Source organism: Oerskovia jenensis, assembly GCF_016907235.1.
Classification (GTDB): Bacteria; Actinomycetota; Actinomycetes; order Actinomycetales; family Cellulomonadaceae; genus Oerskovia; species Oerskovia jenensis.
The window spans coordinates 1,883,790-1,900,686 of the sequence record NZ_JAFBBO010000001.1 but is presented as its reverse complement, the minus strand read 5'-3'; the positions used below and the strand labels follow the sequence as shown (position 1 = coordinate 1,900,686).

General features: G+C 72.2%; 14 protein-coding genes. 10 read left to right on the top strand and 4 right to left on the bottom strand.

All coding sequences use genetic code 11. From position 1 onward, the window contains the following. Positions 1-77: 77 nt before the first annotated feature. Both JOD49_RS08530 and JOD49_RS08525 read left to right on the top strand, forming a co-directional pair. On the top strand, positions 78-842 hold the full coding sequence (locus tag JOD49_RS08530; protein WP_205306789.1) for a hypothetical protein: 765 nt from the start codon (positions 78-80) through the stop codon (positions 840-842). A 265-nt stretch (positions 843-1,107) separates the two neighbouring features. Next, positions 1,108-2,490, top strand: a complete 1,383-nt coding sequence (locus tag JOD49_RS08525; RefSeq protein WP_205308884.1) for an FAD-dependent oxidoreductase — start codon at positions 1,108-1,110, stop codon at positions 2,488-2,490. A 100-nt stretch (positions 2,491-2,590) separates the two neighbouring features. Here JOD49_RS08525 and JOD49_RS08520 read toward each other — a convergent pair whose 3' ends face one another. Together JOD49_RS08520 and JOD49_RS08515 are read right to left on the bottom strand one after the other, a co-directional pair. Then, positions 2,591-3,178: a TIGR03086 family metal-binding protein gene (locus JOD49_RS08520; protein WP_205306788.1), complete on the bottom strand. Its 588-nt coding sequence runs from the start codon at positions 3,176-3,178 to the stop codon at positions 2,591-2,593. Continuing rightward, positions 3,175-3,549, bottom strand: coding sequence for a VOC family protein (locus tag JOD49_RS08515; RefSeq protein ID WP_205306787.1), 375 nt, complete (start codon positions 3,547-3,549; stop codon positions 3,175-3,177). Before JOD49_RS08515 ends, JOD49_RS08520 begins: the two co-directional genes overlap by 4 nt. A gap of 224 nt (positions 3,550-3,773) precedes the next feature. On the opposite strand from JOD49_RS08515, the gene JOD49_RS08510 reads away from it, so the two are divergent. The 8 genes from JOD49_RS08510 to JOD49_RS08475 all read left to right on the top strand — a co-directional run bounded on the left by JOD49_RS08510 (position 3,774) and on the right by JOD49_RS08475 (position 15,516). Further along, entirely contained in the window at positions 3,774-5,180 is a 1,407-nt protein-coding gene (locus tag JOD49_RS08510) for an FAD-binding oxidoreductase (RefSeq protein ID WP_205306786.1), read from the top strand. A gap of 70 nt (positions 5,181-5,250) precedes the next feature. Next, entirely contained in the window at positions 5,251-6,918 is a 1,668-nt protein-coding gene (locus JOD49_RS08505) for an ABC transporter substrate-binding protein (protein WP_307822454.1), read from the top strand. Between the two features lie 76 nt (positions 6,919-6,994). Beyond that, on the top strand, positions 6,995-8,065 hold the full coding sequence (locus tag JOD49_RS08500; RefSeq protein WP_205306785.1) for an ABC transporter permease: 1,071 nt from the start codon (positions 6,995-6,997) through the stop codon (positions 8,063-8,065). Continuing rightward, positions 8,065-8,910, top strand: a complete 846-nt coding sequence (locus tag JOD49_RS08495) for an ABC transporter permease (RefSeq protein ID WP_205306784.1) — start codon at positions 8,065-8,067, stop codon at positions 8,908-8,910. The genes JOD49_RS08500 and JOD49_RS08495 overlap by 1 nt, the downstream gene beginning before the upstream one ends. Positions 8,911-8,936: 26 nt before the next feature. Further along, positions 8,937-10,724, top strand: coding sequence for a dipeptide ABC transporter ATP-binding protein (locus JOD49_RS08490; RefSeq protein ID WP_205306783.1), 1,788 nt, complete (start codon positions 8,937-8,939; stop codon positions 10,722-10,724). A gap of 66 nt (positions 10,725-10,790) precedes the next feature. Then, on the top strand, positions 10,791-12,014 hold the full coding sequence (locus JOD49_RS08485; RefSeq protein WP_205306782.1) for an aminotransferase-like domain-containing protein: 1,224 nt from the start codon (positions 10,791-10,793) through the stop codon (positions 12,012-12,014). A gap of 69 nt (positions 12,015-12,083) precedes the next feature. Next, positions 12,084-13,694, top strand: a complete 1,611-nt coding sequence (locus JOD49_RS08480; protein ID WP_205306781.1) for a methyltransferase domain-containing protein — start codon at positions 12,084-12,086, stop codon at positions 13,692-13,694. A gap of 4 nt (positions 13,695-13,698) precedes the next feature. Next, a complete protein-coding gene (locus JOD49_RS08475) occupies positions 13,699-15,516 on the top strand; it encodes a glycoside hydrolase family 2 protein (RefSeq protein WP_205306780.1) in 1,818 nt (605 codons plus the stop codon). Positions 15,517-15,522: 6 nt separating this feature from the next. On the opposite strand, the gene JOD49_RS08470 is transcribed toward JOD49_RS08475, so the two are convergent. Together JOD49_RS08470 and JOD49_RS08465 are read right to left on the bottom strand one after the other, a co-directional pair. Next, a complete protein-coding gene (locus tag JOD49_RS08470; protein ID WP_205306779.1) occupies positions 15,523-16,017 on the bottom strand; it encodes a YfbM family protein in 495 nt (164 codons plus the stop codon). 85 nt (positions 16,018-16,102) lie between these two features. After that, entirely contained in the window at positions 16,103-16,786 is a 684-nt protein-coding gene (locus JOD49_RS08465; protein ID WP_205306778.1) for a M15 family metallopeptidase, read from the bottom strand. Positions 16,787-16,897: the final 111 nt, after the last annotated feature.

The window sequence follows — 16,897 nt, the reverse complement described above, 5'->3', positions numbered from 1 at the left end:
CGAGACGCACGGTGGGACGTCACCGACGGCCTAGCATGGGCGGTCCGGCTCCTGCCGGACCGACGACGAGGTGAGCGATGACGCACGAACCACAGGACCTGCGGAACATCAACGTGGGGCGCGGCACCGGCTTCACGGTGGCCCTGTTCGTCCGCGACCGTCTGGCGCTGCCCGTGGCCGACGACGTTCCGGCGCTCGTCCCCCGCATCGAGGTCGAGGCGTTGCCGGGGGACGAGTCGGCGGCGCTCGCGGCGGAGTGGCGCGAGTGGTGGGACCGGCTGACCGAGGTGCCCACCGGGCGCGACGTCAGGCCCACGTCGGAGCGGCTGGCGACGGTGTTCGACGCCGTCGTGGACGAGGCGCGGGCGTGGGCCGAGCAGACGGTGCGACCGAACTTCTTCTTCTCGGAGGACGATCTCCCCGACGGCTACGTCCCGGAGCCGATCGGCGACCCGGACGTCCCGGTGGTCTACGACATCGAGCTCGTTCCCGTGGGCGGCGCGTGGCACCGGGACCTCGGCCCGCACCGGCTGCTCGTCAGCGTCCAGACATGGGAGGACCCGGCGGTGATGGACGCGCTCCTGAGGCCGCGGATCGAGCGGCTGCAGAGCCGGGCCAGCGCTGCACCCCGAAGGGCCCCTCAGGTGTGGCACCTGACGGTCGACGGTCAGGAGTTCACGGTCACCGACAGGCCCCACGAACCCGGGAGCTACGACTTCTCCTGGCGGAACGGGCCGATCGAGGGATATGGGTTCTCGATCGGTAGCTCGAGGGGAGAGCCGATGACCGAGGACGACCTGCGACGGGAGATCCGAGGCTTCGTCGAGGGCTACGAGCCCTGACGGTTCGCGGACCCGTCCGGGCTTCCCGAGTCCTCAGGGGCAGACGGCAGCGGTGCTGCCTTACCGTCACCGGGGCGGCGCTTGCACTCACGGACAGGTCGATGATCAGTTGACGGTCACGCACGGCCGTCCCCAGGGTCCTCCCCGCCGCTTCCACCGTGCACCTTGACCTCAACCCTGGTTGAGGACGTACCGTCGAAGGGTGCGGCTGCCGACCCCGGCGTGGACCGCCTCTCCCCTCCTCGACCGGAAGGCGTTCTTTCCTGTGAGCAGCTCTCGTCCGTTGCGTGTCGCCATTGTTGGCGCTGGTCCTGCTGGTATCTATGCGGCGGACATTCTGTCGAAGACGGACGTCGAGGTGAGTATCGACCTGTTCGAGCGTCTTCCTGCGCCGTTCGGGTTGGTGCGGTACGGGGTGGCTCCGGATCATCCGCGGATCAAGCAGATCATCGTGGCGTTGCACAAGGTGTTGGCGCGTGGTGATGTGCGCCTGCTCGCCAATGTCGAGTACGGGGTGGATCTGAAGCTGGATGATCTGCGGCAGTTCTATGACGCGGTGATCTTCTCGACGGGCTCGATCCGGGATGCGGCGTTGGCGATCGAGGGGATCGATCTGCCGGGTTCGTTCGGTGCGGCCGATTTCGTGTCGTGGTACGACGGTCACCCGGACGTGCCGCGCACGTGGCCGCTCGAGGCTCGGCAGGTCGCGGTGCTGGGGGCGGGGAACGTGGCGCTGGACGTGGCGCGGGTGCTGGCCAAGCATGCTGATGATCTTCTGCCGACGGAGATCCCGGAGAACGTGTACCAGGGGTTGAAGGAGTCGCCGGTGACGGACGTGCACGTGTTCGCGCGTCGTGGTCCGGCGCAGGCGAAGTTCTCCCCGCTGGAGCTGCGCGAGCTGGGGCACGTGCCGGACGTGGACGTGATCGTGTATCCGGAGGACTTCGAGTTCGACGAGGGGTCGATGGCGGCGATCAACTCCTCGAACCAGACGAAGCAGGTCGTCAAGACGTTGACGGACTGGACGTTGAAGGACCCGTCGGAGTTCACGGCTTCGCGGCGGTTGCACCTGCATTTCCTGCATGCGCCGGTCGCGGTGCTGGGGGATGGCAAGGTCGAGGGGTTGCGCACGGAGCGGACGCGGTTGAACGGGGACGGGACCGTCAGCGGGACGGGGGAGTTTGTCGAGTGGCCGGTGCAGGCGGTCTACCGCGCGGTGGGGTACTTCGGGTCGCCGTTGCCCGAGATCCCGTTCGACGATCTCAAGGGTGTGATTCCCAACCGTGAGGGTCGGGTGATCGACATCGATGGTGCGCAGATCCCGGGGGTGTATGCCACGGGGTGGATCAAGCGTGGCCCGGTCGGGCTGATCGGGCACACCAAGTCCGACGCGTCCGAGACCGTCCGCCACCTCGTCGAGGACCTCGCCGACTCCCGCACGGCCGCCCACCCCGAGCCGGAGAGCATCGTGGAGTTCCTGACCGAGCGCGGGGTCGACGTCGTCCAGTGGGCCGACTGGGAGGTCCTGGACGCCCACGAGCGCACCCTGGGGGAGCCGCACGGGCGCGAGCGCGTCAAGGTCGTGCCCCGCGAGGACATGATCCGCATCGCCCGCCGCCAGACCGAGGCAGCCACCGGCACGCACTGACCCGCCGAGCGACGCACCACCCGCACACCACGCACCACGCGACGGCGCCCCGCCCTACCCGGGCCGGGCGCCGTCGTCGTCCCTGAGGAGCCCGCCCCTCTCAGGTCTGACGCCCTGCCAGGGCGAGCAGCCTCGTGAGGTCGGGCGCGTCGTCGGGCACGGGGAGCGGGCCCGCGAACAGGCGGCTCGCCGCGAACATGCCCTTGCGACGCCGGGCGTAGCCCAGGACGAACGCCACGAGCTCCGACCCGAGGTCCGCGTCGACGCCGATGCCCTGGGCCAGGTCCCACGCGTGCACCGTGAGGTCGAACGTCATCTGGTGCGCGTACTCGGTCGCCGGGGCGTCGCCGTACGACAGGTGCACCACCCGGTCCAGGGCGCCGGGGACCAGGAACGCCTCGCGCGACTGGGTCGACGCGTCGATCCACGCGTCGATCGGGTCGTCGCCCAGGACGTCGCCGTCGAACACCGACCCCACGTCCTCGACCGTTCGCCCTGCGAGCAGCTCGGGCGCCCAGAGCTGTTCCGAGACCAGGTGGTTGACGAGGTCGTGGACGGTCCACTCGTCGTCGGGCGTGGGCAGGTCCCACTGGTCGTCCTGGACCCGCCGGACCAGGTGGTCGAACGCCCCGATGGCGTCGCCGTGCGCCGCCAGGAGGTGCTCGTGCGACGAGACCGCGGTGCTCACGGGTTGCTCAGGATCGCGAGGACGTTGCGCGCCGGGTCCTTGAACCAGGCGATCGCCGGGCCCTCGGGGCCGCGGGCGATGCCCTTGTCGTCCTGGTCGAACCCCACGTAGCGCTCGAACTCGACGCCCTTCGCGACGAGCTCGTCGACGGCTGCCTCGACGTCGTCGACCCCGAAGTTGAGGACCGTGAACGACGCCGCGACGTGGTTCTTCTTGGGGTAGACGAACACGTGCCCGCCCGACCCGAGGCGCAGGTCCAGGCCCATGGGGGTCTGGTCGACCTCGATGCCCACGACGTCGGCGTAGAACGCCCGCGCGGCGTCCAGGTCGTTCACCGAGAAGCTGCTGAATGCGTTGCTCGTCGAGACCATCGGGTGCTCCTTGTCCACGGCAGATCCACAGAGGGGTGGCGTCGTCGGCGCCTCTTCCACGATGGCACGGAACGCCGACGGTGACGAGGGGAGGTAACACCGGCCGCGACGGGGCGACGTTACGTGCGCCTGCATCCTGAGACGAACCGTCCCGCCCCTTGAAAGGCGACGGTGTGTCCGTAGGGTCACGGCCACCCGACGACCCGACCTACGGAGACCCGATCATGACCCTCATCGAGGCGCTGGCTCGTGAGCACCCAGGGATCACGGTGCTCCCGGCGTCCACCCGGACCGCCGCCTACCTGCACGACGCCGGCACCCGGGCCGCGGCCGCCGGGCACGATGGTCCGACCGTGGCACTCCCGACCACCCCGCACGAGGTCCAGGCGCTCGTCCGGACCGCGGCGTCGCTCGGCGTGCAGGTCGTGCCCCGTGGGGCCGGGACCGGGCTGTCCGGAGGGGCGTCCGCGCGGCCCGACCAGCTCGTGATCTCGACCGAGCGGCTGCGCCGCATCGTGGAGGTCGCGCCGCTCGACGAGCTCGCCGTCGTGGAGCCGGGCGTCCTCAACGCCGACCTCAACACGCACCTCGCACCGTACGGCCTGTTCTACGCGCCCGACCCGGCGAGCCACGAGATCTCGACGCTCGGCGGGAACATCGCCACGAACGCCGGCGGCCTGCGGTGCGCCAAGTACGGGGTCACGCGCGAGTCCGTGCTGGCGCTCGACGTGGTGCTGGCCGACGGGAGCCTGATCTCGGTCGGGCAGCGTTCCGTCAAGGGAGTCACGGGCCTGGACCTCGTCTCGCTGTTCGTCGGCTCGGAGGGCGTGCTGGGGATCGTCGTGGGCGCGACCCTGCGTCTGCACCCCGTCCCGGTCGCACGGCGCACCCTCACCGCGTTCTTCCCGAGCACGCCCGACGGCGCCCGCGCGCTCGCCGCGATCACCGCGACCCCCGTGCGACCGGCGATCGTGGAGTTCCTCGACGAACCCACCCTGCGCGACATCGACCGGGCCTCCGGCTCGGACCTGCGCACGCGGGGCGCGTCCCTCGTCCTCGTGGAGATCGACGGGTACGGGATCGACGAGCAGGAGCGGGACCTGACCGCGGCGCTGGTCGCCGTCGGCGGGACCGTCCGGGCCGAGACCGCCGAGGACGCGCAGCGGCTCTGGGAGCTGCGTCGCTCGGGTCGCGGGTTCGGCCAGGGCGTCCCGCGCTGGCTCGTCGGCGAGGACATCGCCGTCCCGCGCTCGGCCCTGCCCGACGTGTACGCCTACTTCTCCGAGATCGAGGCACGCTACGGCGTCGACGTGTCCGCGGTCGCCCACGCGGGCGACGGCAACCTGCACCCCGTGGTCTCCCGCCTGATCAGCCCGGGCGCAGACCCCGCGGTCCTGCCCGACGACCTGATCGACGCCGCGACCGACCTCGTGCGCTTCGCCCTGTCCCGCGGCGGGACCGTGTCCGGCGAGCACGGCATCGGGTCGACCAAGCTCGACTGGGCCGGGCTCGAGCTCGGTGAACGCACCGTCCAGGCACAACGCGCGATCAAGCACGCCCTCGACCCGGACGACCTGCTCAACCCCGGCAAGGCGATCCCCCGGGCCGACGCGTACGCGAGCGCCCCATGAACCCCACCGTCCCTCCCGTGCGGCCGACCGGCCCCGCGCCAGACCTGACCCACCTCAGGAGGTCACTCCCGTGAACCGCACCCAGACCGCCCACCGCCTGTGGGCGCTGACCCGGACCGCGCGCCTCGCCGTCGTCGCGGGGACCGCTGCCGCACTGCTCGCCGCGTGCGCGACGGGAGGAGCCGGAGCCTCGCCGGGCGAGTCCTCCAGCCCCCGGCAGGGTGGGGACATCACCGTGCTCATCAACAACTTCGACGCCGGCTGGGCACCGAGCAAGAGCGCGATCTCCAGCTACGAGGGCAACGTGTGGGGGCACATCACCGACAAGCTCGTCTACGTGGACCCCGAGGGGAACATCAGCCCCTGGGTCGCCGAGAGCTGGGAGGAGAGCGACGACGCGCGCGAGTTCACGCTCCACCTCAAGGAGGGCGTGACCTTCTCCGACGGCAGCCCGCTCGACGCCGCCGCGGTCGTCGCCAACATCGACAGCTGGGCCACGGGGGACCCCGAACGCGGGATCACCCGGATCGGCCTCTTTCCCTCCGCGTCCTACGACCGTTCGGAGGCGGTCGACGCGACGACCGTCAAGGTGCACTTCACGCAGCCGACGCTCGGCTTCATCGCCACGCTCGGCTATCACGGCTCGATACTGCTCGCCCCGGCAAGCATCGGCCTCAGCCTCGAGGAGCAGGGTGACCTGCTCCGGCAGACCGGCAGCGGACCGTTCGTCGTCGAGTCGTGGGCCGAGGGCGACAGCGTCGTGCTGACCCGGCGCGACGACTACGCGTGGGGTCCCGAGGCGCTGGGGCACACGGGGGCGGCCTACCTCGACTCGGTCACCTACAAGATCGTCAAGGAGGACTCGCTGCGCTCGTCGGCCGTCCAGTCCCACCAGGCCGACGTCGCGTTCAACATCTCCCCGCAGGAGATCTCTGCCCTTCGCGAGAACGGCTTCGTCGTCGAGACGCCGCGCTACCTCGGGTTCGTGCACGGGTACAAGGTCAGCACGAAGGCCCCGTTCTTCGACGACGTGCGGGTGCGGCAGGCCGTGCAGCACGGTATCGACCGCAACGAGCTCCTCTCGACGGTCTACACCGAGGACTGGCTGCCCGCCGAGTCCTTCATCCAGAGCGGCGTCCCCGAGGCGGGAGACCACGCCGACCTCCTCACCTACGACCCGAAGGAGTCGGCGCGGCTGCTCGACGAGGCCGGCTGGGACGAGGGTCCTGACGGCGTCCGGGTCAAGGACGGCCAACGGCTCACGCTCACGCTCTACCCGACCCCCTACCTGAGCACCTCGCAGCCCGTCGAGGAGCTCGTCGCGCAACAGCTCACGTCGATCGGCTTCGAGGTCGAGCTGCAGAAGCTCGACGTCGCGGGATACCTGGACCGCATCAACGGCAACACGTCGGTCGCCCTGTCCAACGTGACCCGCAGCTTCATCGACGTGGGCACGGTCGCGAACGTCCTCACGAGCACCGACGGCGGCGAGGACTGGTTCGCGGTCGGCGAGAGCGACCCGACGCTCAACGCGCTCCGGGCCGGGATCGCCGACGCGGCGGACCGGGGCACGAGGGCCGAGCTCGTCGACGAGCTCGAGACGTACGTGCTCGATCAGGGCTACTTCGTGCCGCTCACCCAGATCGTCCAGCGCGTCTACCTCCAGTCGCCCGAGATCCACGGCACGACGTTCAACGGCGTCGCCTACGCCAACTACTCCACGGCCTGGCTCTCGTGACGTGCGCCGGGTCGGTGCGGGGCCGGCTCGCCGGCCCGGTCGGGAGCCTCGGCCGCGACCCGCGAGGACGGACATCGTGAACAAGCACTACGGGGGCTTCGTGGGCAGGCGCGTGGTGCAGGCCGTCGTCGTCGTCCTGCTGACCTACGTCTTCACCTTCCTGGTGATCAGCGTGCTGCCCGGGGACCCGGTCACGAACACGCTGCGCGACCCGCAGAACGGGTTCAGCGAGGAGGAGATCGCCTCGATCATCGCCTACTACCGGCTCGACGAACCCGCGGTGGTCCAGCTCTGGCTCTCGCTGTCCCGGTTCCTGCAAGGCGACCTGGGGGTCTCCTTGCGCTCGAACCTCGACGTGTCCGAGCGGATCGGCGAGGCGCTGCCCGCGACCCTGACGCTCGCCCTCACCGCGCTCGTGGTCGCCGTGGTGCTCGCGCTCCTGATCGCCTACGGGACCCAGTTCCTGCCCAGGAGGTACGGGCAGGAACTCGTACGGGCCCTTCCGTCGCTGTCCCTGTCCGTCCCGACCTTCATCATCGGGATCGTCCTCATCCAGGTGCTCGCGTTCCAGCTCGGGCTCTTCCGCATCACCGAGGCCAACGGGCCCGTCGCGACCCTCGTGGCCGCCACGGCCCTGGGCATCCCGGTCTCGGCCCAGATCGCCGAGGTCCTCGTCGCGAACCTCGACCACGAGCGCGAGCAGGACTACGTCGCGGTCGCCCGGTCCCGGGGGTTGAGCGGCACGGCGCTGTTCTGGAGGCACCTCGTCAAGCCCTCGGCGCTGCCCGTGCTGACCGTCCTTGCCCTCGCGGTCGGCGAGCTGCTGGGCGGGTCCCTCATCACCGAGACGATCTTCGGACGCAACGGGATCGGCACGCTCGTGCAGTCCGCGGTCACGAGCCAGGACCTACCGGTCCTCCAGGCGGTGGTCGCGCTGGCCGCCCTGGTCTTCGTCGCGGTCAACCTGGTGACCGACCTGGCCTACCCGCTGCTCGACCCCCGGCTGCGGGCCGGCGCGTCGGCCGGCACGCGGACCGGCGGGGTGGGCAGGGGGCCGGCGCGACCCGGCGAGGCATCCGTCGGCACGACCGGCACGAGCGGGCTCGATCCCTCGACCGAGACCACCGTCGTGGGGGTGCGTGCCTGATGGCGTCCTCGCTCCTCGCCGGACCGGTCAGCGCCCCCGTCGCCCCGCGAGCGCGACCTGGCGTCGCGCCGTCCCTGCTCCTGTCGTTCGCGGTGATCGCCCTGGTGGTGCTGTGGTCGGTGATGCCCGCCGTCTTCACCTCGGCCGACCCCGCGAACGGGGACCCCGCGCAGAAGTTCCTGGCCCCGAGCTCGACGTACTGGTTCGGCACCGACCACCTCGGGCGCGACCTGTTCGCCCGCGTCGTGCACGGCACGGCGTCGTCGGTGCTCAGCGCACTGGTCGCGGTCCTCATCGGCGTGGTCGTCGGCGGGCTCGTCGGTCTGCTCAGCGGATTCCTGGGCCGTTGGGTCGACAGCGTGCTGGGCAGGCTGGTCGACGTCCTCCTGGCGGTCCCCAGCTTCCTGCTGGCCGTCGTCGTCGTGAGCTCGCTCGGGTTCGAGACCATCAACGCCGCGATCGCCACGGGCGTCTCGGCAGTGGCCGTCTTCGCCCGGGTCATGCGCGCCGAGGTCCTCAAGATCTCGCGGACACCGTTCGTCGAGGCCGCGGCGCTCCACGGTGGGTCCAGGCTGCACGTCCTGTTCCGGCACATCCTGCCGAACTCCTACCGGTCGGTGCTCGCCCTCTCGGTGCTGCAGTTCGGGGTCTCGATCCTCGTCATCGCCGGGCTCGCGTTCCTGGGGTACGGCGATCCGCCGCCGGCCTCGGACTGGGGCCTGCTCGTCTCGGCAGGCAAGGACTACCCCCTCGCACCCTGGCTCGTGCTCGCCCCCGCGACGGTCATCGTCGTGGTCGTCCTCGGCGTCAACCGGATCAGCCGCTGGCTGCGCCGGAGCTCGTGACCATCAGCTCCCCAGGAAGGCGAGACATGTCCGCTCAGATCGACGCGGTGGCAGGGGGTGGCGCCGCTGCGGCGGCCGCGACCTCGGCCGTGGCCCTGGCCGAGACCGCGGCAACGGAGGCCGCCACGGCAGCCACGGCAGCCACGGCCGAGCACGCTCGCAGCGCGCTCCTGCGCGTCGAAGGGCTGTCCGTCGCGTACCGGCACGACGAGGTGGTCCACGACGTGGCGTTCACGGTGCGCCGTGGCGAGAGCGTCGCGCTCATCGGGGAGTCCGGGTCGGGGAAGTCGACGATCGCGAAGGCGGTCCTGCGCCTGCTCCCGCAGGGTGCGACGGCGCACGGCACCGTGGACCTCGTGGGGCAGGAGGTGCTCGCGTTGTCGGACCGACAGTTCCGTCCCCTCCGAGGCCGGACCGTGGGTTTCGTGCCGCAGGACCCGGCGAACGCGCTCAACGCCGTGCGAACCGTCGGGGCCCAGGCGCACGAGGCCGCCGCCCTGCTGGGCATCCGCGACGTCGAGGCCCGGAAGGAGCGGATCCTCGAGGTGTTCGCACAGGTGGGCCTCGACGACCCCGAGCGCGTCTACGCCGCCTACCCGCACCACCTCTCGGGCGGCATGCTGCAGCGGGTCCTGATCGGCCTCGCGATCCTGCCGGGCCCCGCGCTGCTGGTCGCGGACGAGCCGACCTCGGCGCTCGACGTGACGATCCAGCGGCGGATCCTGGACCTGCTGACCGAGCTGCAGTCCTCGCTCGACCTCGGGGTGCTCCTGATCACCCACGACCTCGCGATCGCCGCCGAGCGCGCGGACTCGCTGGTCGTCCTGCGGTCCGGCCGGGTCCAGGAGACGGGACCGGCCCGCACCGTCCTGGTCTCGCCCCGTTCGGAGTACACGCGCAGGCTCCACGCCGACGTGCCGGCGCTGCACCCCGACCGGTACCGCGACCTGAAGGCGCTGCGGCGCGCCGCGCAGGACCTGCCGGCCACGCAGGCGAGGCCGGCCGCGCAGGCCCGACCGCCCCAGGGTGTGAAGGGCCGGGCCGCCACGGCTGCGCAGATCGAGTTCCGTGCGGTCGGCAAGACGTTCACCGCGGGGGCCGCTCCCGTCGTGGCGGCCCAGGACGTCTCGTTCACCGTGGCCGCTGGTCGGACCCACGCGATCGTGGGGGAGTCGGGGTCGGGCAAGACGACCGCGGTACGCATGCTGCTCGGGCTCGAGCAACCGGACTCGGGGGACATCCGCGTGGGTGGGGAGTCCGTCGTCGGCCGCTCCCGCTCGGACCTGCGCTCGCTCCGCCGCCACCTGCAGCTCGTCTACCAGAACCCGTTCACGTCGCTCGACCCCACGTGGCGGGTGTCCCGGATCGTGCGCGAACCCCTCGACCGGTTCGGGGTCGGTGGACGCGGTGAGCGCGCCGGGCTGGTCGAGGAGGCGCTCACGAGCGTCGGTCTGGGGGACCAGTACCTCGCGCGGCGCCCGGCGGCGCTGTCCGGAGGGCAACGACAGCGGGTCGCACTCGCTCGCGCGCTGGTGCTGCGCCCCGACGTCATCGTGCTCGACGAGCCGACCTCGGCCCTGGACGTGACGGTGCAGGCGGACATCCTCGACGTCCTGTTCCGCCTCCAGGTCGAGCACGGACTGACCTACCTCTTCGTCTCCCACGACCTCGGCCTGGTCCGACAGGTCGCCGACACGGTGACGGTGCTCGAGAAGGGGCGGGTCGTGGAGCAGGGGGCGATCGAGCAGGTGTTCGCCGATCCGCAGGAGCCGTACACCCGCGCCCTGCTCCAGTCGATCCCGCGCGCCCGCTGACCCTGCCCCCATCACGCCCCGCCCCCGTCCCGCCCCGCCCACGATCCCGCCCACCAGGAGCGCACCATGACGCTGACCGCCTCGCCCACGACCGCCTCGCCCACGCCGGCGCACACCCCCACCGAGCTCGTCGCCGCCTTCACCGCACCGCAGGGGTTCGGCGACACCACGTTGCGGGACCGCAACCCGCACGCGATCGAGCTGCTCGGCGGGATCCCGGACCCGAGCGTCCTGCCCGCGACCGAGCTGGCCGAGGCGACCGCCCGGGTCCTCGCCAGGCCGGGGCAACCCGCGCTGCAGTACTCCCGCACGGCTGGTCTGCCGGTGCTCAGGGAGTGGATCGCGGAGCGTGAGCGGGTCCCGGTCGAGCGGGTCCTGGTCACGAACGGGGGGTTCCACGGCCTCGCGCTGGCGCTGCAGGTCGTCGTCGAGCGTGGCGGCCTGGTGGCGGTGGACAACCCGGTGTTCCCGCTGTTCCTGCGTGGGCTCGAGCTGTCGGCGGGCCGGGTCGTGCCGGTCCCCGTGGGGGCTCGCGGGCTCGACGTCGAGGCGCTGGCCCGGCTGCTCGACGAGGGTCTGCGCCCGGCGGCGCTCTACACCGTCCCGGACTTCCACAACCCGTCGCAGGGCACGCTGCCGAGCGAGCAGCGCCACGAGCTGGTCCGCCTCGCGGAGCGCTACGGCTTCGTGGTCCTCGCCGACAACCCGTACCGCGAGCTGCGGTTCCACGGTGAGCCGCAGGACGTCGAGCCGTTCAACCGTTCGAGCCACGTCGTGCACGTCAACACGTTCACCAAGACCCTGGGCCCGGGGCTGCGCCTGGGGTGGGTCGTGCTGCCGGAGCATCTGGCGGCGGACGTCCAGGCGTTGCGCAGCCGCCACGACTCCCACTCCTCGACCTTCGTCCAGGCCGTCGTCGCCGAGGTCCTGACGTCCCGCGAGGGCTTCTTCGACGACACCCTCGACACTGCGCGGGCCCTGTACCGCCGTCGGGCCGTGGCTCTCGCGGAGGCCCTCGAGCGGGAGGCGCCGGGCGCGTTCGAGGTCGAGGTCCCCGAGGGCGGCCTGTTCCTGTGGCCCCGGGTCGTCGACGACACGATCGACACCGAGCTCCTGGCGGAGCACGCGGCCGACGAGGGCGTGCTCTACCAGCGAGGGTCGTACTTCCCGTCCGGGCCGGGGACGGACGCGGCACGGCACCTGCGGCTCTCGTTCGGGGACACGTCCGAGGACGCGCTCGTCGAGGCTGCCCGGAGGCTGGGGCGTGCGGTGCGTCGTCAGGGAGCCTGACCGCCCGCACCGTCCGCCGTCGTGGCTCCCGGCTTGCGACGGACCCCGCCGGCGCGCGAAGGTACGCGGGTGCCTTCAGCCCCGCTCGTCCGTCATGTCCTCTTCCCGGGGCGCCACCACCTCGTGACCCGCTTCCAGGTCGACTACCTGCGGGCGCTGCGCGCCGGGCTGGTGAGCGACCTCGACGGCGTCCCCGTCCGCTGCTCCCCGGACGCGGTGGTCGTGTGGGCCGTGACGTCCGCGAACCACGCGGGCACGCGACGCAACCCCGTCCCGGGGCACCGGCGCGAGGCGCTCATCGAGCACGTGACGGCGGTCGAGCACCTGCCGAGCCTCGTGGTCCCGGTCCCGGACGTGGCGCCGCACCCGCGGTTCGCGCACCTCGTCGCGACCACGGTCGAGACGGCGACCGGTCACGCCGTGACGCTCGACCCGCACGACACGGTCGTGGCCTGCTCGACCCCCGAGGTCATCGCGGCCTACCAGGAGCTCGGGTACCGCGTCGTGGGCGTCGAGCTCGACGCGACCGACGCCCAGGGCGAGGGGCCTGCCCGCCCGTGGGACGCCGTCGGGCGCCTGGCCGCGGGGGACCCGACGTGGACCGACGTCGCACACCCCGTCGTGCCGGGCTTCTTCCGGCGCTACGGGCTCGAGGCGCAGATCGCCCAGGTCTTCGCCGACCCGGTCGTCTCGGGCGACGGCGACCTGACCGCGACGCGCGACTACCGGACGTACGCCGCGGCGTTCGAGGACGCCTCGCGCCGCAAGTGGGAGCAGGTGCGCCCGTACGTGCTCCCGGGGCGGATCGTCGACATCGGGTGCGCGACGGGTGGGCTGCTCGAGCTCGTCGCGGCCGAGCCGCGCCTGCACGAGTCGGACCTGTTCGGCGTCGACGTCGCGCGCCACCTCGTGGCCGAGGCCGAGCACAAGAAGACGCAGGGCGTGTTCGCGAACCCCAACGTGTGGTTCGTGCAGGCCAACATCCTGCGCGGGGAGGTCATGCCCGAGCGCAGCGTCGACACGACCGTCACGATCGCCCTGACGCACGAGATCTCCTCGTACGGCGAGGGCGTCCCCGACGTCGGACGGTTCGCGCGGCGCACCTTCGTCCACACCCGCCCCGGCGGGGTGTGGATCAACAGCGACGTGTGCGGCCCCGCGGACGGCGACCGCGTGGTGCACCTGACCCTCCGGGACGACGACGGCGCGAGCCCGGGCGTCGTGACGGACCTCGACGAGTGGGCGCGGCCCGACGTCGCCGCGCACGTCCGGGGGTTGTCGACGGCCTCGCGGATGCGCCAGTTCGCGGTCGACTTCCCGCGCCTGTCCGGTGCGTCGTTCGCGGTCGAGGAGGTCGAGCCCGCGACGTTCCGGCTCACGCTGCGCGACGCCATGGAGTTCCTCACGACCAAGGACTACGCCGACAACTGGCTGTCCGAGTGCCACGAGCGGTTCTGCGACCTGGACGGCGACGCGTGGGCCGACCTGCTGGCGGGTGCGGGCTTCGAGCTGGGGCCAGAGAGCGGCGCGTGGCGCAACGAGTGGCTCGTCGAGCACTCGATCGCGCCCGTGGCGACGCTGACGGACGCCGCGACGGGCGACCCCGTCGAGTGGCCCGACACGCACGTGCTGACGGTCGCGCGCCGGCCCGTGCTGGACGCGGCCCGTGCCCGTGGGTGATGGGGTGGGCCCGACCCTGCCCACGCGCTGGACCGCCACGCTCGACCGTGCCGCGCCGCTGCCCGAGTACCCGCGCCCGCAGCTCGCCCGCGACAGCTACCTCAACCTCAACGGGGTCTGGGAGTACGCCGTCACGGCGCAGGGTCCCGGTCCGGTGGGCTCGCTGGGCGGCACCGAGCCCGAGGGGTTCGACGGCGAGATCGTCGTGCCCTTCTCGCCCGAGTCGCCGCTGTCCGGGGTGGAGCGCCAGCTCCAGCCCGACGAGGCGCTCTGGTACCGCCGCGACCTGTCGCTCCCGGACGGGTTCGTGCCCGGCGGCGGCCGTGTCCTGCTGCACTTCGGCGCGGTCGACCAGTCGTGCCGCGTCCTGGTCGACGGCGTCGAGGTGGGGCGTCACACCGGCGGCTACCTGCCGTTCGCGTGCGACGTCACGGACGCCCTCGCCGGTGCGCCGGGCGAGGCGCACGAGCTCCTCGTCGAGGTCACCGACGTCAGCGACACCAGCTTCCACGCACGCGGCAAGCAGAACCTCGCGCGGGGCGGCATCTGGTACACCGCGCAGTCGGGCATCTGGCAGACCGTGTGGGTCGAGGCCGTGCCCGCCCTGCACGTCGCCCGGCTCACGCTCGTCCCCGACCTCCCGGGCGCCCGCCTCGACGTGACCGTCCACGCGGGCGAGGGGTCCGCGGGGGCGAGCGGCGCCGTCGGGCAGGACGCGCCCGTGGCGCGCATCCAGGTGCACGACGGCGCCACGCTCGTCGCGCAGGTCGACGCGCCCGTGGGCGTGGTCGCCCGCGTCCCCGTGCCCGACCCGCACCTGTGGACGCCCGAGGACCCGCACCTGTACGACGTGACCGTGACCCTCGGCGACGACGAGGTGCGCAGCTACGCGGGGCTCCGGTCGTTCGGCGTCGGACCCGACGCGCAGGGGGTGCCGCGCCTGCTGCTCAACGGCGAGCCGTACTTCCACGCCGGGGTCCTGGACCAGGGGTACTGGTCGGACGGGCTGCTCACCGCGCCGTCGGACGAGGCCCTGGTCCACGACATCGCGACCATGAAGGACCTCGGGTTCACGATGCTGCGCAAGCACATCAAGATCGAGCCCCTGCGCTGGTACCACCACTGCGACCGGCTCGGGATGCTCGTGTGGCAGGACATGGTCAACGGGGGAGGCCCGTACCGGCCGGCGGTCGTCAAGGCGCCCGTGCTCCTGCCGCTGCGCCTGAGCGACCGGTTCCACGCCCTGTTCGGCCGGGGCGACGCCGAGGGGCGCGAGGAGTTCCTCCGCGAGGTCGACGCGACCGTCGAGCACCTGCGCAACGCCGTGGGGCTCGCCGTGTGGGTGCCGTTCAACGAGGGCTGGGGGCAGTTCGACGCGGCCCGGGTCGCGGCCCGCGTCAAGGCGCTCGACCCGACCCGGACCGTGGACCACGCGAGCGGCTGGCACGACCAGGGCGCGGGCAACCTGCGGAGCCTGCACGTGTACCTCAAGCCGTTCCGTGTGCCGCCGCGGCGTGACCGGCGGGCGCTCGTGCTCTCGGAGTACGGCGGCTACAACCTGCGGGTCGAGGGGCACGTCGCCGGGGAGAAGGACTTCGGGTACAAGGCGTACGACGACGCCGAGGCGCTCGGCGGCGCGTTCGAGGCGCTGCATCGGGAGCAGGTCGTGCCCGCGATCGCCCGCGGCCTGGCCGCGACGGTGTACACCCAGCTCTCGGACGTCGAGGACGAGACCAACGGGCTGCTGACCTACGACCGTGACGTCGCCAAGCTCCCGGCCGACCTGGTGCGCGCGGTCAACGCCGAGCTGCGGCTGGGCTGAGACCGGTCAGCCGAGCCACACGACGACGGAGTACCCGTCGGCGGCCGCGTCCGCGTACAGGTCCGTCAGGTCGCGCAGCGACGGCAGCACGTACTCCTGGACCGTGCCGGGGTCGTCCTGCCAGCCGCCCGGGTACACGTCGGCCTCGTCGAGCAGCTCGGCCGAGACGTCCGCGAGGAGGGCTTTCGGGGTCGTCGCTGCGAAGGCCGCCGCGGCCTCCTGGACGCGGGCCGGGGTGAGGTAGCGCGGGGGACCGTAGCCCCACTCGTCCTCCGTCAGGGGCTGTTCCCCGTGGATCACGTCCACGGGGAACCGCACTCGTCCGAGCGCGAAGGCGACGGCCGCCCACGCCTTGTCGAGGTCGAGGACCCGCGGCCCGGGACGGGTCTCGTCGTCCGACCCCTCGAGCTCCTCGACGAGCTCGAGGGCCCAGTCCGGGTCGGCAGCGGCCCGGACGAGGTCTGCGGGGGACAACGTCAGTGCGTAGCCGATCATGCTCATGCCGTGAACCTAGCCTCGGGTACCCACAGCAGGGAGAAGTGCGGGGTCCTCGCGCCCGCGCGGCCGGACGCGCGCCGGTGGCTGGTCAGCCCGCCGCGTCCGGGAGCGGCTGCGGGCACTCGCCACCGGGCGAGGTCGCCAGCTCGAAGTGCCACATCTCGTTGGCGAACGTCTGGCACAGGCCGTAGCGCGCACCCTTGCGGATCGTCCAGTCGGCCCCGTCGGTCGGACCGATGTCGACGGCCTGGCCGGAGACGTGCTCCGACGTCTCGGGCGTCTTGACGAACCTGCGGGCCTCGTCGAGCGAGCCGTAGCGGTCGACCGCCCGGTCGAGCAGGCTCTGCTGGTAGCCGGTGCTGCGCCACCCGGAGGTGACCCAGAAGTCGACGCCCGCGGCCCGGGCGTCCTGCGCGGCGGCCTGGAGGGCGGCGCGCAGGTCGTCGTCGAGGCCCGAGATCGCGGGGTGCGTAGTGTCGAACGGGTCGATCGTGTCGTCCTCCTGGCGCGGGTCGTCCTGCGCGGGGAGGTCCGACGTGCCGCCGGCAGCCACCTCCGAGGTCGACGCCTCGTCGCCGAACGTCTGCGTGACCACGGTCCGCAGGCCGCGGTCGGCGCTCGGCAGGAACGCCCACGCGAGGGCGACCAGGATCGCGGCGGCCGCGACGAGTGCGACGGTCCGTCGTCTTCTCGCGCGCCTGCGCGGGCCCCCGGCGGGAGCGACCGGGGGCGGTACGGGGGAGAAGGTCGTCGGTGGGTTGCGTGTTTCCATGTGGTCCACTGAACCCAGGGGGATGTTGTGCGGACGTCTCACTTTTTGCAGACGTTTTCGACACCTCCTCGTTCCTAGACTGACGGGACGGGCCCGCCGTCGGAGGGGCCG

Coding starts and splice junctions, on each gene's coding strand:
- JOD49_RS08465 (WP_205306778.1), bottom strand. CDS start 16,786: ATGGAAACACGCAACCCACCGACGACCTTCTCCCCCGTACCGCCCCCG.
- JOD49_RS08490 (WP_205306783.1), top strand. CDS start 8,937: ATGTCCGCTCAGATCGACGCGGTGGCAGGGGGTGGCGCCGCTGCGGCG.
- JOD49_RS08470 (WP_205306779.1), bottom strand. CDS start 16,017: ATGAGCATGATCGGCTACGCACTGACGTTGTCCCCCGCAGACCTCGTC.
- JOD49_RS08530 (WP_205306789.1), top strand. CDS start 78: ATGACGCACGAACCACAGGACCTGCGGAACATCAACGTGGGGCGCGGC.
- JOD49_RS08510 (WP_205306786.1), top strand. CDS start 3,774: ATGACCCTCATCGAGGCGCTGGCTCGTGAGCACCCAGGGATCACGGTG.
- JOD49_RS08485 (WP_205306782.1), top strand. CDS start 10,791: ATGACGCTGACCGCCTCGCCCACGACCGCCTCGCCCACGCCGGCGCAC.
- JOD49_RS08515 (WP_205306787.1), bottom strand. CDS start 3,549: ATGGTCTCGACGAGCAACGCATTCAGCAGCTTCTCGGTGAACGACCTG.
- JOD49_RS08495 (WP_205306784.1), top strand. CDS start 8,065: ATGGCGTCCTCGCTCCTCGCCGGACCGGTCAGCGCCCCCGTCGCCCCG.